General features: G+C 60.2%; 11 protein-coding genes. 2 read left to right on the top strand and 9 right to left on the bottom strand.

What is annotated here, in order from left to right; all coding sequences use genetic code 11:
* The 5 genes from ACMFWR_RS29870 to ACMFWR_RS29850 all read right to left on the bottom strand — a co-directional run bounded on the left by ACMFWR_RS29870 (position 1) and on the right by ACMFWR_RS29850 (position 5,250).
* Complete coding sequence (locus tag ACMFWR_RS29870) at positions 1–1,035, bottom strand: NAD(P)-dependent alcohol dehydrogenase (protein ID WP_413195989.1); 1,035 nt, start codon at positions 1,033–1,035, stop codon at positions 1–3.
* Between the two features lie 11 nt (positions 1,036–1,046).
* Positions 1,047–1,859, bottom strand: a complete 813-nt coding sequence (locus ACMFWR_RS29865; RefSeq protein ID WP_413195988.1) for a carbohydrate ABC transporter permease — start codon at positions 1,857–1,859, stop codon at positions 1,047–1,049.
* Positions 1,847–2,725, bottom strand: a complete 879-nt coding sequence (locus tag ACMFWR_RS29860) for a carbohydrate ABC transporter permease (RefSeq protein ID WP_413195987.1) — start codon at positions 2,723–2,725, stop codon at positions 1,847–1,849. Before ACMFWR_RS29860 ends, ACMFWR_RS29865 begins: the two co-directional genes overlap by 13 nt.
* Before the next feature lie 143 nt (positions 2,726–2,868).
* On the bottom strand, positions 2,869–4,140 hold the full coding sequence (locus tag ACMFWR_RS29855) for an ABC transporter substrate-binding protein (RefSeq protein WP_413195986.1): 1,272 nt from the start codon (positions 4,138–4,140) through the stop codon (positions 2,869–2,871).
* 261 nt (positions 4,141–4,401) lie between these two features.
* The gene (locus ACMFWR_RS29850) at positions 4,402–5,250 is read right to left on the bottom strand and encodes a helix-turn-helix transcriptional regulator (protein WP_413195985.1); all 849 of its coding nucleotides are present in this window, start codon (positions 5,248–5,250) and stop codon (positions 4,402–4,404) included.
* Between the two features lie 84 nt (positions 5,251–5,334).
* On the opposite strand from ACMFWR_RS29850, the gene ACMFWR_RS29845 reads away from it, so the two are divergent.
* Positions 5,335–6,225 (top strand): SDR family oxidoreductase, encoded by an 891-nt coding sequence (locus ACMFWR_RS29845; protein WP_413195984.1) that lies wholly within the window; start codon positions 5,335–5,337, stop codon positions 6,223–6,225.
* 224 nt (positions 6,226–6,449) lie between these two features.
* Here ACMFWR_RS29845 and ACMFWR_RS29840 read toward each other — a convergent pair whose 3' ends face one another.
* Positions 6,450–8,327, bottom strand: coding sequence for a tannase/feruloyl esterase family alpha/beta hydrolase (locus ACMFWR_RS29840; RefSeq protein ID WP_413195983.1), 1,878 nt, complete (start codon positions 8,325–8,327; stop codon positions 6,450–6,452).
* Between the two features lie 407 nt (positions 8,328–8,734).
* Here ACMFWR_RS29840 and ACMFWR_RS29835 point away from each other — a divergent pair, with 407 nt between their 5' ends.
* Entirely contained in the window at positions 8,735–9,196 is a 462-nt protein-coding gene (locus tag ACMFWR_RS29835; RefSeq protein ID WP_413197386.1) for a hypothetical protein, read from the top strand.
* A gap of 11 nt (positions 9,197–9,207) precedes the next feature.
* Here ACMFWR_RS29835 and ACMFWR_RS29830 read toward each other — a convergent pair whose 3' ends face one another.
* From ACMFWR_RS29830 to ACMFWR_RS29820, 3 genes are all read right to left on the bottom strand, one after another.
* Complete coding sequence (locus ACMFWR_RS29830; protein WP_413195982.1) at positions 9,208–10,830, bottom strand: thioredoxin family protein; 1,623 nt, start codon at positions 10,828–10,830, stop codon at positions 9,208–9,210.
* A 91-nt stretch (positions 10,831–10,921) separates the two neighbouring features.
* Positions 10,922–13,717 (bottom strand): TonB-dependent receptor plug domain-containing protein, encoded by a 2,796-nt coding sequence (locus ACMFWR_RS29825; protein ID WP_413195981.1) that lies wholly within the window; start codon positions 13,715–13,717, stop codon positions 10,922–10,924.
* Between the two features lie 337 nt (positions 13,718–14,054).
* Complete coding sequence (locus ACMFWR_RS29820; protein WP_413195980.1) at positions 14,055–14,945, bottom strand: LysR family transcriptional regulator; 891 nt, start codon at positions 14,943–14,945, stop codon at positions 14,055–14,057.
* Positions 14,946–15,143 lie beyond the last annotated feature (198 nt).

Raw genomic sequence — 15,143 nt, 5'->3', positions numbered from 1 at the left:
TTAGTCCATCTCGATCTGGATCTTGACGTCCTGCGGGCGTGCCGCGGCCGCCTCTTCGAATGCCTTCAGACCTTCGGAGAACGAGAATTTACGTGAGATAAACGGCTTGACGTCGATCATGCCCGAGCTGATCAGCGCCAGCGCGCGCGGGAAGATATTCGCGTAACGGAACACCGACTCGAAACGCACTTCCTTCGCTTGCATCGACACGACGTCGAGCGCGACGGGCTCCGGCGGCATGCCCACGAGTACCGCGCAACCGCCCGGGCATACGAGATCCAGCAGGTTGTCGAACGCGCGCGTGCTGCCCGATGCTTCGAACACCACGTCGGCACCCCAGCCATCGGTGACCTGCCTGACGACGTCGACGAGTGACTGCTCACGTACCGCCACGGTCGTCACCGCCGGATTGCTGGCAAACAGCGCGAGCTTGTCCTTGACGACATCGGCGAGGATCACGCGCGACGCGCCGCCGGCCAGCGCGGCCAAAGCGGTCATTGCGCCGATCGTCCCCGCCCCGATGACCACGGCGACATCGCCTGGCTTCATCGCCGCCTTCTTCGCAGCCTGCAGACCGATCGACAGCGGCTCGACAATCGCGCCTTCCGCAAAGCTCACGTTGTCGGGCAGCTTGAACGTAAAGGCCGCCGGATGCACGACGAATGGCGTGAGGCAACCGTGAATCGGCGGCGTGGCCCAGAAGCGCACAGCAGGATCGAGGTTATAGAGGCCGCGCATCGTTGCAGGCGAATCGAGCTGCGGAATGCCGGGTTCCATGCAGACGCGGTCACCCACGCGCAGATGCGTGACATCGGTACCCACTTCGACCACCGTGCCCGACGCTTCATGTCCGAGCACCATCGGCTCTTCGACCTTGAACGGCCCGATGCGTCCGTGCTGGTAGTAATGGACATCGCTACCGCAGACACCCACCGTGTGAATCTTGATCTTGACGTCGCGCGGGCCGACCGACAGCGGCAATTCGATATCGCGCAGCGTGAGGCGGTGTGCTTCTTCGAGGACGAGTGCTTTCACCAGAATCTCCTTTACTTGCCTTTGAGCATTGAATTCAACAGCCGGCTGAGAACGCCGACAAAAATAATCGGGGGCAGCGCGAGCAATACGGTCGATGCATTGATCACGCCCCAGGGCACTTCCTGACCCAGCGATGTGAAGGCCGACGCGACCACGGGCAACGTTGCGCTACGCGACGAAGTCAGCGCGAGCGCGATCATCAGCTCGTTCCACACCAGCACGAAGCTGAAAATGATCCCGCCCATCAGCGTGCTCGCGCTCGTGGGCATCGCAATGCGCCAGAACACTTCATACGGTCCGTAGCCATCGAGCGTCGCGGCTTCTTCGATTTCCCGCGGAATACGCTGAAACACGGGGATCGACAGCCACGTGATGGTCGACAACGTCGTGAGCAGGTACGTCACGATCATCGAAAAGCGCGTGTCGTAGAGACCGAGATCGACCCAGATCGCAATCAACGGAATCGCCACCGCAACAGGCGGCAAAAAGCGCAGCGAGAGCAGAAAGAACTGGATATCGCGTTTGCCCGGCACATGGAAGCGCGCAATCACATACGCAGCCGGCACGCCGAGCAACGCGCCGAGCACGACGGCCGTGCCGACGATCGACAGGCTATTGCCAAGGCTGATCAGCACTTCCGGGCTCGACACCACCTGACGGAAGTTGTCGAGCGTCGGCGTGAAGATAAAGCGTGGCGTCGGCGTGACAATATCCAGCAGGTTCTTCAACGCGTTCAGAAACGCCCAGAAAATCGGGAACACGGCGACGAGCACGAGTGCCACGCCGAACACGATCACGGAGCTTCGAGATATCAGTCTTCCCATTTGTTGACCCGCTTCCAGATAAACGTGAAGACCACCGTCGTTGCGATCATCATGAGCACAGCCATGCTCGATGCGTACGACACCTTGCCTGATAGCCCGATCCCTTGCGAATACGCGTACATATCGAGCGTTTCAGTCGAGATGCCGGGGCCGCCCTTGGTCATCACGTAGATCAAGTCGAAAGAGCGCAGCGATTCGACCATCTTGATGAAGACCAGACTCATGATCGGCGCCTTGAGCATCGGCACGGCGATGTAGGCGTACACCTGCCATGTCGCCGCATAGTCGAGGCGTGCGGCTTCGAGTGGTTCAGGCGGCAATGTTTCGAGCAGCTTGAGCACGACGACCGAGAAGAACAGCCCCCATTGCCAGATGTCGACGAGCGCAACGGCATAGAGCGCCCAATGCGGGTCCGACAAAAAAGCCGTGTCGCTGATGCCGAGCGTGCTGAGCAACCAGCTCAGAATGCCGGTCAGCGGCGAGTACATGAACTTCCAGATAAACGCCGCAGACACGCGCGGCAACAGCACCGGCACGATCAGCAGCAGCGTGATCACATTGCGCAGCTTGCCGCGCACATGCTCGAACAGATAGATCGCCAGCAGGATGCCGACGATCACGGCGCCGAGCACCGTCACGAGTTCCCAAATGGCCGAGACTTCGATCGAGTTGATAAAACGGCGGTCTTCGAACAGCCGGCTGAAATTCCGGAACCACACATAGTGGCTGTCGGTGTAGCGCAGCACCCGGTTCTTGAGCGCCAGGTTGATCGCAGCGATCGTCGGCACCAGACCCAACACCGCCATCACCACGAGCGGCGGCCCGAGAAACACATACGGAAGGCTGGTTTTTCCGCGATTGAACATTCACATCTCCAGCGATGTGCGATCTGCCTGGTAACAGATCGCATCGAGTCGATTTCTTAAGAACAGGATGTCCTGCGTCCGCGGACTCTTACCTTGATGTGCGTCGGCGCAGGTCATCCGTACGGCATTCGCGAGGTACTCGCCTACTTCTTGGCGTGCTCCATCGCGTCCTGGGCGTACTGCACCGAATCGTTCAGCGCGCCCGGAATATCCTTCTGCGTGCCCGTAAAGACCTCTTCTAGCGCAATGCCAAGGTTGTCGCCGATGTCGGGCCATTGCGGGCTCGGCCAGAACGTGACTTTGGAGACCGGCGTCGTATCGTTGAGACCCGCAAGAATCTGCGGCTTCACGTGCTTCTGGAAGTAGTCGCTCTGAACGGTGCTCGTGCGGTTGTAGTCGCTGAACACGTTGTCACGCAAACGGGCCTGCTCCTGTTCCTTGCCCGTCGCGAAGGCGATGAACTTGCCCGCGGCCTGACGCGTGCACTCGTCCTTGGCGCCAACTGCCGAAATCGCCAGACCATGACCGTAAGCGGCCGACGGCAACGGTGAAGGCGGACGCGAATAGCCGACCTTGTCCGCGACGCTCGACTTCGACGGGTCTTCCATCCAGTCGGCGAACGGTGTCGACTCGATCATGAATGCGACCTTGCCCGAACGGAACGCCTCGAGCGCATTGCTCCAGTCATACGTCGCAGAGCCCGGAGGCGCGTACTTGAAAAGGTCCGTGTACAGCTGTGTCGCCTTGACCGCGGCCGGCGAATTGAAGGCCGGCTCCTGGTTCTTGTCCGTCCACGTGCCGCCTTCGGCGAGCATGAACGGCGCCCAGCGCCAGACGTTCATGCCCGAGCCACGTTGCCCGCGAGCCACCCATCCGTACAGATTCGGCGGTGCGTTGAGCTTCTTGATGTCGGCCACCATTTCGTCGAGCGTCTTGGGTGGCTGCATGTGATTCTTTTCGAGGATGTCGCGGCGATAGAACAGGAAGTCCGATCCCCCGATCAGCGGGGCGAAGTAGGCCACACCCTTATAGCTCGCGATTGCGCGGCGGCCCGGCAGGAAGTCGTCGTAGTCCGCTTCCTTCGGGTAGTACTTGAGCAGCGGCACGATCCAGCCGGCCGAAGCGAACTCCGACACGTTCGCTTCGTCAACGTAGTAGATCTGATACGAGCCCGCGCCCGTCGAGGCATCGAGCCGCGACTTCGAGCGACGATCGCTTTCGCCGAAGTAACTGATTTCGATTTTTGTGCCGCTGCTCTTTTCATACGCCGGCAGCGATTTCTCCATGACCGTCAGGCCAAGGCTCTTCTGCGCAAGCACTTTAAGGACGGGCACGTTGCACGATTGTGCAAAGGCGGAAAACGGAAGGGCCGCGCCGACAAGAGCGCAAACCGCCGTCAAGCGGAAAGTCTTCACAGCTGTCTCCTGGTTGAATTGTCTTTCCAACGTGTGGCTATCCGCCGGCTGGAAAGCACCACAACCGCGGACAGTGCCCGCAATGTAGCCCTCTGATATATCGGTCCACTACGTCAAAACGCGGGAGGCCACCGATACTTTTTGCTCACGTTTTTTGTGCAGGTGCGGAAAATGAGGAAGGCGCTCCTTCGGAGCGCGAACGCTTATGCAGTGGGGCGGGCGGACGATCGTCGCCCGGTCAGATGGCCGGGCGCATATCTGTCACGACGCGATGTGCGTCTTTTGGCTTGCAATGAGCGCGCTGATGGCGCGTGCCTGTTCCGTCGAACGCGGCGTAAAGACCACCATGCTTAGCCCGTCCGCTCCATCGACAGAGAACGTCGAGTAGTCGAGTTCGAGTGCACCCAGCACCGGGTGTGTGAGACGTTTGATCCCTACCCCGTGATCGCGGACGTCCTGATCTGCCCATAGCCGTCGAAAGTCTTCGCTGCTTTCGTGCAGCTCGGCGGCGAGCTCGACAGCTTCAGGACTGCCTCCCGTGCGCGCCACATCGATGCGAAACACGGCGATGGCCAGCCGTGCGACCTCTTCCCAGTCGGGCAATGCCGCGCGAACCTCGGCATTGGAAAACATGCGCCGCAGCACATTGCGTTCGCGAGGCTCGAGCACGGTGAAGTTGGTCAGCACGGCCATCGCGGCCTGATTCCAGGCGACGATGTCCCACGTCGGCGTCTTGACGATTGCCGGGCTCGCGGGCATGCCATCCAGCACGCTTTGCAATGCGGGGGAGATCGGCCTGAGCTCGACCGGATTCACGGGCGGCAAACGCTGCTGTGCCAGCAGAAACAGCATTTCGCGGCCCGTCGCGTCGAGTTCGAGCGCGATGGCGAGCCGTTCGAGCACTTCGCTCGATGGCGGACCGCCGCGACCTTGCTCGAGCCACGTGTACCACACCACACTGACATGGGCTCGCGCCGCGACTTCTTCGCGCCGAAGCCCCGGCGTGCGACGACGCCCTTGAACGTCAGTCCCGGGCTGCAGTTTTGAACGCCGGTCGCGCAGAAAAGATCCGAGTGTCGCTACGGGATCCGGAAGGGTGTTAACGCTCATAACAGTATACGTTCCCGGCTTTTCGCATCGTGCCGTGCGCCCGACAATGCACCGACCGACGTTCGATTCATCAAGGAGAAAGGAATGCGTGTATTCGTCACAGGCGCGACAGGATTTATCGGCCAAATCGTCGTACGAGAGCTTTTGCAAGCCGGACACAACGTATTGGGTCTCGCGCGAAACGACGCCGCTGCCGATACTCTAGCGCGAGTCGGCATTGACGTGCACCGTGGAGACCTCAACGACGCGCAAGACCTCGCCGCAGCGGCGCGGACATGCGACGGCGTCATTCACACGGCGTTTATTCACGATTTTGCCAATTGGCACGCGTCGATCGCCACCGATCGTCACGTCGTCGAATCTTTCATCAACGCGCTTGAAGGATCAGGCAAGCCTCTGGTGATTGCCTCCGGTACGGCCATGCTGCCGCATGGACGGCTTGGCACGGAGCACGATACGTACGCGCCGGATGCCATGACCTCACCGCGCGGTGCCACGGAGGCCGTCGTGCTGTCCGCGGCGCAACGTGGCGTGCGTGGCATTGCGGTGCGCTTGTCCCCCACGGTGCACGGCGCGGGCGATCACGGCTTTGTGCCGCGACTCGTGCAGATCGCCAAAGACAAGGGTGTGGCCGCCTATGTGGGTGAAGGCGCCAACCGGTGGCCTGCGGTTCATCGCTTCGACGCTGCAAAACTGTTCCGGCTCGCTTTTGAAAGCGGCAAAGCCGGTACGCCCGTTCATGCGGTCGGGGAAGAAGGCGTGCCGATGCGTGACATCATGACCGCCATTGGCGAAGGCCTGGGATTGCCAGTCAAGAGCATCGCCCCCGCAGAGGCCGCGGCGCATTTCGGCTGGATCGGACCGTTTGCCATGATCGACAATCCGACATCGAGCCGCATGACACAGGACAACCTGAACTGGCGTCCGGAGGGGATCAAACTGCTTGACGATATTCGGGCGAATTATCTTGGATAAAGGACTGCAGAGCTAAAGGGCTAAAGGGAAAAAGGAATAACGCACGAAAGGGCCAACGTGCCGGAAAGCCAATTTCCTGAAGAACACACTGAAACTGCGCGGGCGGGCGTGACGCACCTACTGTGATGCTTTGCGCCTCACTTTGATTCCATGCGTCAGCACGTCGTGCATGCACGTGCGCCGAAGCTCGCTCAAGCGATCGCCTGAGCGAGCATCAGCAACGCTTAGTGTTCGTTGCCTCCCTGGCCACGGTTGTCGTTCCAGCCGACTTGAGCACGGTGATAATCGCTCCAGCCATTGCCGCCCTTGCAGACGAGCGTCGAGCCCTGAGCCTGGCACCACGACTCATAGCCCGGCGAATACAGCCATTCGCCCGCCCAATGCAGATTGAGGCGCGGGTCCTGCGACGGCGTCGATGCAACGAAGTTCGACGCATCGTCGGTGCTGCCTGAACCCGTGTAGTGCGCAACCGACGGATACGGGAACACCGGACGTGTACGCGTCGTCTGGCCACTCGAATTCACAATCGATGCGACGATCTTGCCCGGCTTCGTGCCCGTTTCAGCCCAGGCCATCACCGTCGTCATGATGTCGAACGTATTCGGGCCTTCACCGCCACCGCAGTGTGCGACACCCGGGAACAGATAGAGCCGCGTGAATTGATCGACTTTGTCAGCACCCATCACGTACTTCATCTGCTCGTAGTACTCGATGGTCCCTTCCGGCGTGATGTGCTGGTCTTCAAGACCGTGCCACATCAGCAGCTTGCCGCCGTGACGCGCGAACGGGCTCAGATCCGGATCCGTGGCCGAGAGATAGCTAGACACCGGCATCGTCTTCAGGAAGTTCTCAAGCGTGAACTTGAAGTCGCTGAACGCAAACGTCGTCTTCGATCCGTTGAAGTAGTCGAGGTACTGGAAGAACGGCATCACGAACATGATCGATCCGCTCGGTCCGTCCGCTGTCGCGGGCACAAACAGGCTCCAGTTCAATTCCCCGCCCCACTCACGCGAGATCGGTTGTTCCAGATGGATGCCATTGGCGTCGGTCGCACCATCGTGAATCGCACGCACGACATCGGCTTCCGCCTGCGAAAGACACGTCGAAGGGTCCTGGCCCTTCTTGCAGAGCATCGTCGACGGATTGAAGTGGCAGACTTCGGGGTTGTCGATCACGCCATCGACGACGCCGTCGAGGCCATCGCATGCTGCAAGCACGGCCGCATGGACCAGCGGCAACTTGCCTGCGAGCAGGATGTATTTGCCGGTCTTCGGATCGATGTTCGCTGCAGCTCCCCACGCGTGGTGGAACGTGTTCTGCACGATCAGGTCGCTGGCCGGTGCGCCGGCTGCGATGCCGTCGAAATCGTCGGGATAGCGCTGTGCTTCCATCAGTGCTTCACGACCGCCATCCGAACATCCGTCGAAGTACGCGTACTTCGCGGGGCGCGCATAGAACTTGTTGATGATGGCCTTGGCGACTTGCGCCGTCGCATGTTCAGCGCGATAGGCAAAATCGATCTTTGCTTGAGGACTGACGGCCCATGAACCGTCATTGGCACCCTCGTGGCCCATATCCGTTGCGGCCATCGCGATCTGCCCGTCCGTGACCGGCACGCAGGTCGATGCCATCGGTGCATTGACCGACAGGTTTCCGCACAAGCCACCACAACCCGCTTGAAGATAACGTTGCGTCCACCCTTGCGTCGGCAGTTGCAGTTCAAACAACGATGCACCGGGCCCGATCGTTCCCTTGACATCGCATACGGCAGCAGGAAGTGCGTTCTGGCCGACCACTGTGCCTGCCGCGAGCACTGTTGCAGACGTAATGGTCACCGTGCCGTCCGTGACGCCGCTGAGGTCCAGGCTCGTGACGGCAGCGCAGTTCATCGCAGGCAGAACCGCGGGAAGATTGGCAAGGCCCGTCGCGGTGCTGCCCGACGATGAGGCCACCGCATTCGATGGCAGCCCCGATATGACGAGAAGCGAGAGCATCGCAACGATCGCGATACCAACGCGTGCCCATAGACTTCGCGAGGTCGCTCGTGTCCTGAGCGCTCTTTTGCGGCGTATTACCCACCCTGCCCTGCTGAGTCGAGCCATGTTTGTCTCCAGTCATTGTCTTCAGTGAAATACGCGCGTGCAGGGTCCCCACACAGTGACGTGTGGCACTCGGAACGCGATGTCGATGCGCGTACCAATATATGCAACAAGCACGCATCAAAGAAGAGTGTCGCTAGGACGACTAAAGGTAAATGGCGCGCCAAAGGCGAGGTTTTAAGCGAGGGGTACGCACGCTGAATCGGCGCGCACCCATCACGGAATCGCAAAAATTACAGCGCAAAATCAGCAACCTGGGAGAGGAATCTCAATTCACGCTTCGACCACTTGACTTCAAAACGCGCGCGACACGGCACGCAAACGCGTGGTCAGACGATAAAAAAAACAGATAGCATTGCTCGACTTTCGCAATCGAAAACGGCCTCATCAACCAGGAGTCATTCATGCCGATGTTTTGCATCAGTACGTTGAGTCACACCGCACGCCGGATCGGTGGTCAAGCCGCTTTGCTCGGTGCGCTCGCCGTAGCGGGATTGTCGATCATCCCGACGGCGGCCTCAGCCCAAACCGTCGCATCGCCACAGGTCGGCTCGGCCACGGCCACGCCCGACAATGCCGTGCTACTGACGATTTTCCTGCGGCATGATCAATCGCGCCCGCTTGGCGAACTGAATGCTCAGCTATCCAAGCAGGGCTTTTATAAGGCCTTTCCGCCGCCCGGCATCGAAGTCGTGAGCTGGACCGTCGCAATGGGGATCGGCCAGGTCGTCGTGCTTCGATTGCCCGCATCACGGATCCGCGAAGTCAATCGCGTGCTCGAAGACACCGCATGGGGCGTCTACAAGACCGAGTTCTACCCAACGTACGACTACAAGGACGTCGGCATGGCTGAGCACGACAAGGCGAAATAGCCGACAGGCCGTTAAGCGACCGGCTTCACCGCGACGGACCGGAGCAACCCTTCGCACGTTGCGTGTTGGGGGTCGTTTGCCTGCAGCTTGCCGCAGACGCCGCCAAGCTCCGACGCAACCTTATCGATCGCTGCGCGATGCGCGCCGTGCGCGTTCCACTTTGCCAGGCCTGTGGTCACGCGATCGAGCGCGGCGCGGTTCGCGCCGTAGAACGCGTCATGCGTCTGCGAGATCTCGCTGATCACGCCGGTCGCAATCTGCTCGACACGGGCATCGTCGTTCGGTGCGAGGTCAATCACACCGGCAAGATACTTCGCGCCCCAGCGCAGGCGTGTGGCCGGACCTTCCGATGCGTCGTATGCGGCCTGATACCACTTGAGCGCACCGGCGGTGTCGCCACGCGCCTTCGCATTGCGTGCCAGCCCCGACATAAAGTAGTACGGCGCGGGCGAGCGCTTAAGCTCCGCGGTCAGCAGGCGATCGGAGTCGTCGAGCAGGCCCGCGTCGGCCAGGGTGTCAGCTGCCGCATCGATGACCGACTGCCGCTCGAACGCGTTCGTCGTGCTCTTGTCGGCCAGCGCGGCTTGCTCTCGCACCGTATCGACCAGCGACTTAGGCAAGGGCGTTCCCTTCGGCACGTCGAGCTTCGCGAGCTCGACCCGACCATCGACCGCGGACAGGCGATCGGTCGTGGAGATCGACGTGTCGGCCGACAAGGTGTGAAGCGCGGCGTCCCACTGTGACGCGAGCTGCGTGCGTTGCGGAGTCGCCGGCTGGGTCAGGTACGCGACAATCGTCGGCCCGTAGTTCACGACAACATCGAAATTGGCCCGGGCCAGCTTTGCATCCGCAAGTACGGCCTGAGTCGTCGCAAGCGCTGCTGTCTTGTCCAGCGTACCCGTCTGAGCCGGTTGAGACAGTGCCGCACTCGCGACTGCCTCGAGCTCAAGACGCAGCGCCTCGTCGGAAGCGTGGTTCGCCTGCGCGTGCTTTGACAGCGTCTGCAGCGTGACGGCCACCTTGTCTTGCGCGATCGGAAGATCGGCTTGCTGGTCCCACGAATAGTCGGCCAGCATGCGCCATTCACCGTCGCTAAGCTTGGCGCCGTTGGCAAGCCCGGCTGCCACCGTTTGCCGCACCGGATGCGTCGCATTCATCGCAAGCGCGAGCGCCTGCATATAGCGGTCAAAGTCCACTTCTCCCGGGATGCGCGAGACCTCCGTCCCATCAGGGCTGAACAAGATCATCGTCGGATAGCCGCGGACCTTGAATTTCTCGCCAAGCTTTTGTGCGCTTGCGCTATCGCCGTCGACGTAGACCGGCACGAATAGCGCCGCCCGATCCTTAAAGGCTTGTTGGCTGAAGATCGTCGCCTTGACCTGATTGCAAGGCGGGCACCAGACAGCGCCCCAATAGAGGAACAAGGGTTTACGCGTCGACTTGGCCAAAGCAAAGGCGGCATCGACATCGCCCTGTTGCCAGTTGATTCCCGGCGGCAAATGCACAGGGGCTGCCGCTACAGGTGCGGACGTCGCCGACGGCGCATTGGCCGCGTGACTCGACGTAGCCAGTGTGAAGCTGGAAGCGAGCGCTGCGCCGACCAGCAAGGCCGTCGTTTGAATTCGTGTTTTCATATCCGGATCATCATTCCATGCAGCATTGATGCATCTATACCCAACCCCGATCGATGCGCCGCGACCAAGGAGCATAACGTAGCGTTTGCGATCACTGGAAACGGTGATCAAATTCAAGCCAGAACGCGCGGCCGTAGGGCATGTAGTAGCCAACGTCGTAGTACGGCCATCCCGCCGAGTCGTCGTGCTTGATCGTGTCGAGCACGTTGTTGACGATCAGCATTAACGACGTGTTCTTTGTGAACTGGTAATTGACGCTTAGGTTTGCCAGGGTCGTCGGCGACAGATAAGCGGTCTGCGCGGAGTTCGGTACCTTGCCGTAGCGCTCGGCCTGCACGGTCGTCGTCCACTTGTCGATCGACCAGGTAAGGCTCACCATCAGCTTGTCGGGCCACTCGGGGTTATCCGTCGGGTTCGACAACGAGTGCAACAGGTCCTGTACAGGGCCATTCGAATATTGCTGGTACTTGTGCGAGAGCACCTTGGTGAAATTCGCCGTCCACAGGAACGTGCCATAGCCTTGCGTACGGATGCGCCACTTGCCGCCGATATCAAAGCCGCTCGTGCTTTCCATTGCCGCGTTGATCGGATTGACGAGGATGTAATTAATCGCGCCCGGATTCAACACCGCGTTGAGCGGGTTGCGCACGACGCGCGTCAACGCGTCCTGGCAGTCGGGCGAATTGATATTCAGCGTGCCTTCGCGGCAGCTGGCTTCGGTGCGCAACAACGAGTCCGCGTCGATAACAGTCACGAGGTTGTTGATGCGAATGTTGTAGTAGTCGGCCGAGATATCGAATTCCGAACTCGGCGACCATACAAAGCCCGTTCCCCAGGATCTTCCGTTCTCGGGTTTGAGATTCGTGTTCCCCGTCTGAACATAGTTGGAGCCCGGCGCGACGTTCGCAAATTCGCAATTGCTCAGCGGCTCACCTGCCTGATTACACGCCCAATAGTCCGTCGTGCTTTCGTAGTAGCCCTTCGTCTTACCCTGGAACAGATAGTTCATGTCCGGTGCACGGAAGCTTGTCGCATAGCTGCCGCGCAGCAACAGCGCGTTGACCGGTCGAAACTCGAGACCGAGGTTGTACGTGAACTTGCTCGCACTCGTCCCGCCGTATTGATAGTCGTCGAAGCGGCCTGCTGCGCTTGCCGTCAAATTCGTCAGGATCGGAATGCTGAGTTCCAGCGCTGCCGCATAGCGTGAGCGATCGCCGCTCGCGTTCTCCGCACCGCCGACGTTGTAGTACGCACCTTCGTTGACCAGCGGGTCGTTCGTATTGCTGAAGCCTTGTGTGCCGTATTCGACAACACCTGCCGCGCGAACCATGCCGGCGGGCAGACGGAACAGGTCTCCGTTCGCGCTCAGGCTGAACGTCTGTTCCCAGGTGTTGTTCTGGCTTGCCGACTCGGCGAGGAAAGACTGGAATTGCGCCGGCGTCAGGGGCGTTGCGAAGCGGCTCGCGTTCGGTGCATAGATCGGCGCGCCGTCCGCAGAGGTGCCCAATTGCGGACCCAGGTAGTAGTCGTCAATGCTCGTTAGCAACCGCGGCACGGTTGCACGGCTTTGATAGGCCGAGGCACTGTACGACGCTTCATAGTTCCAGCTGCTGTCGAGAATCTGCCCGCGCGCACCGAGCACGACGTTTTCAAAGGTGTCGTTCCACTCTTTATCCCAGACCGAGGCGCCGCCGAGTTCTTCGGGTGCAAAGCGGCGAGTCCACACTTCGTTGGCACCCGTGTTCTGGTCAAAGAAGTAACCCGTGGTGGCCGCCGCCGATGTCCAGCTCGGGCCGCGCGTATTGTTCTTGGTCTGATTCCAGGCCACCGACGCATTGCCAAAGAGTGTCGCTTTGTCGCTTAAGCGATATTCGAGTCCGCCATAGAGATTCTCGCTATCGTTGGCCGTCTGCGTCGTCCAGTACGACGGCTGTGCGCGTCCGCTGCCGCAATACGTACCGCTCTTAGATGTCACCGTCGATACGGTGCCGCCGAACGCACCGATGCTACCAAGCGCGTTACATGCAGTGCTCGATCCGACATATTGTCCCGAGTCGAGATTCCGTTGCGACCAGACTGCGGTCGGCGTTTCTCCTTCAAGTGTCGTTGAAGACATGAAGTCGCGCTGCGTCGCCCAGATCGGATTGGTGCGGCTGACCTCGATGCCGAAGACCGTGCTCAGATCGCCGAAATCCTTGCCACCCGTGATCTGCACGCGTCCATTCGACCCACCGCCATGGTCGGTGATGCCGCCTTTGAGATTGATCTCGAGGCCGCTCGCGTGCTTCTTCATGATGATGTTGACGACCCCGGCAATAGCATCGGAACCATAGATGGCCGATGCCGCGCCATTGAGGATCTCGATTCGATCCACCAACGCCGTCGGGATATTCGCGAGGTTCACGAAATTCACGTTGCCGTTGTAGGCGATCGGGTAGTCGGCCACCCGGTGACCGTCGATCAGCACCAGCGTGTGGTTCGGCCCGAGCCCGCGCAGACTGATCGTATTCGCAGCGGGCGTAAACGTGTTGCCGTAGTCCGCGCCTTGCGTGAAGCCCGTGTTTTGCGTCTGCGCTTCAAGCGCGTCGTAAACGCTCTTATAGCCTTTATCTTCGAGATCCTTGCTGGTGATGACCGTTACGCCTGTCGCACCTTCTTTCTCGGCACGCGGGATGCGCGAGCCTGTGACAACGACGCGACCGAGATCGGACGTGGAGTTCGAAGTGCCGGGAGTAGGTGTCGGCGCTGACGCATCGGTCGCCTGACTGGCGGACGCGGGCGGCGCTGCGGGTTCGGTCGATTGTGCGAAAGCAATGGCCTGATGTGACAACGCGAAGGCGAGCACCAGCCTGCCCAGCTTGATAAGCCGAGTCGAATATGGATTCATTGTGTTTGGTGTGCAGTTGCCGCGGCGATCTTGTCGCCACCCCTGTTATGTCCCGGGCAAATGAAACAGATTCAGTTTCATTTACTCGGCTCAGTGGGATCGCACGATAACAATCCTCACACCAACTTAGAAACGATTTAGAACGATATGAATATGGCGATTCGTGCTGAGGCCGACACTTAAACGCGTGCTATGAGCGCGGCAGCCCGGTATGAAAATCGGGCGCTTTTACCGTGGTGCCTATAGGCTGAAAAAGATGCACGCGGACAGCGCCAAATGTACGCACAATACGTTGCTGCATTGAGCGTTAAAGGAGAGGCGAGTGTCGTGCGGATGACTACGTCGCTCGAAAACGATCCTCAACCAGCGCCTTGAATGCACGTGCGCTTGGACTCAAGCCTCGTGCCTTGCGCCAGATCATATTGAGGTCGCGCTCGATCTTGAGATCAGCCACCTGCAACTCGACAAGCTTGCGAGCTGCGAGGTCATCCGCGACGGCGTGCCGCGAAACCCACGACACCGATTCGCCGAGATACAGCACACGCTTGATCCCTTCCGAGCTGCCAAGCGATAGCTTGGGTTCCAGGGCGATCTTGTGGGACGCATAAGCCTCTTCGACAACTTTGCGCGTGCCAGAGCCTGCTTCGCGCATCACGAGTTCCGCTTTACCGATCTCCTCGGCGCTGAGACGACGCTTGCGCGCGAGCGCATGGGACGGCGCTGCAACCGCGATCAATTCGTCGTGTCCGACCACGACCGCATCGAAGGTCTCATGATCGAACGGGCCTTCAATCAAACCAATCTGTCGTTCCTGTGCGAGCACCGTGTGCTCGACGCGCTCCGTGTTTGAGACCGCGACATCGACAACGACGCCGGGGTATCGCCTGCGGAATTCGCTGAGCACGCCTGGAAGCAGATGCTCCCCAATCGTGCGGCTCGCCGCTACGCCGAGCTGACCACGCGCGAGCCCTGCGAATTCACCCACAGCGTTTTCCGCGGCATCCGCCAGCGCAAAGATCTGCTTTGCATAGTCGGCCAGCAGGCGCCCAGCCTCGGTCGCTTGCATGCCACGCGGCATGCGGTCGAAAAGCGGCACGCCCATGCGCTCCTCGAGTTCTCGGATTTCGCGCGTGAGTGCGGGCTGACTCACATGCAGGCGCTCTGAGGCCGCGGTCACGCTGCCCGTGTCGGCGACGGCGAGAAAGGCGGCAAGGTGGGTGAAGTTCATGGAGTGTCTATGCCTGCGCAATCGAGCAGGTGCGTGGAGTTCAACGACAGAGCTTCCAGCCGGGGCGCGAGGCTTCGACTCCCCTCAACGACGGGCCAGAACGTTGTGACAGGTTTTTGTAAGCACTCGTCTATATCTCAAAGGCATTGCTTGGATATAAAACATGTATTTTTACTATATCGCGTCCGAGCCTACATT

This window comes from Pararobbsia alpina (genome assembly GCF_965118125.1).
Taxonomy (GTDB): domain Bacteria; phylum Pseudomonadota; class Gammaproteobacteria; order Burkholderiales; family Burkholderiaceae; genus Pararobbsia; species Pararobbsia alpina_A.
Note: the sequence above shows the minus strand (reverse complement) of the source record. Positions and strands in the feature narration are given on the sequence as shown.

What these genes read in the sequence shown, in the direction of transcription:
- ACMFWR_RS29850 (WP_413195985.1), bottom strand. Translation starts at nt 5,250, where the DNA reads ATGAGCGTTAACACCCTTCCGGATCCCGTAGCGACACTCGGATCTTTT.
- ACMFWR_RS29860 (WP_413195987.1), bottom strand. Translation starts at nt 2,725, where the DNA reads ATGTTCAATCGCGGAAAAACCAGCCTTCCGTATGTGTTTCTCGGGCCG.
- ACMFWR_RS29840 (WP_413195983.1), bottom strand. Translation starts at nt 8,327, where the DNA reads ATGGCTCGACTCAGCAGGGCAGGGTGGGTAATACGCCGCAAAAGAGCG.
- ACMFWR_RS29825 (WP_413195981.1), bottom strand. Translation starts at nt 13,717, where the DNA reads ATGAATCCATATTCGACTCGGCTTATCAAGCTGGGCAGGCTGGTGCTC.
- ACMFWR_RS29820 (WP_413195980.1), bottom strand. Translation starts at nt 14,945, where the DNA reads ATGAACTTCACCCACCTTGCCGCCTTTCTCGCCGTCGCCGACACGGGC.
- ACMFWR_RS29835 (WP_413197386.1), top strand. Translation starts at nt 8,735, where the DNA reads ATGTTTTGCATCAGTACGTTGAGTCACACCGCACGCCGGATCGGTGGT.
- ACMFWR_RS29830 (WP_413195982.1), bottom strand. Translation starts at nt 10,830, where the DNA reads ATGAAAACACGAATTCAAACGACGGCCTTGCTGGTCGGCGCAGCGCTC.
- ACMFWR_RS29865 (WP_413195988.1), bottom strand. Translation starts at nt 1,859, where the DNA reads ATGGGAAGACTGATATCTCGAAGCTCCGTGATCGTGTTCGGCGTGGCA.
- ACMFWR_RS29845 (WP_413195984.1), top strand. Translation starts at nt 5,335, where the DNA reads ATGCGTGTATTCGTCACAGGCGCGACAGGATTTATCGGCCAAATCGTC.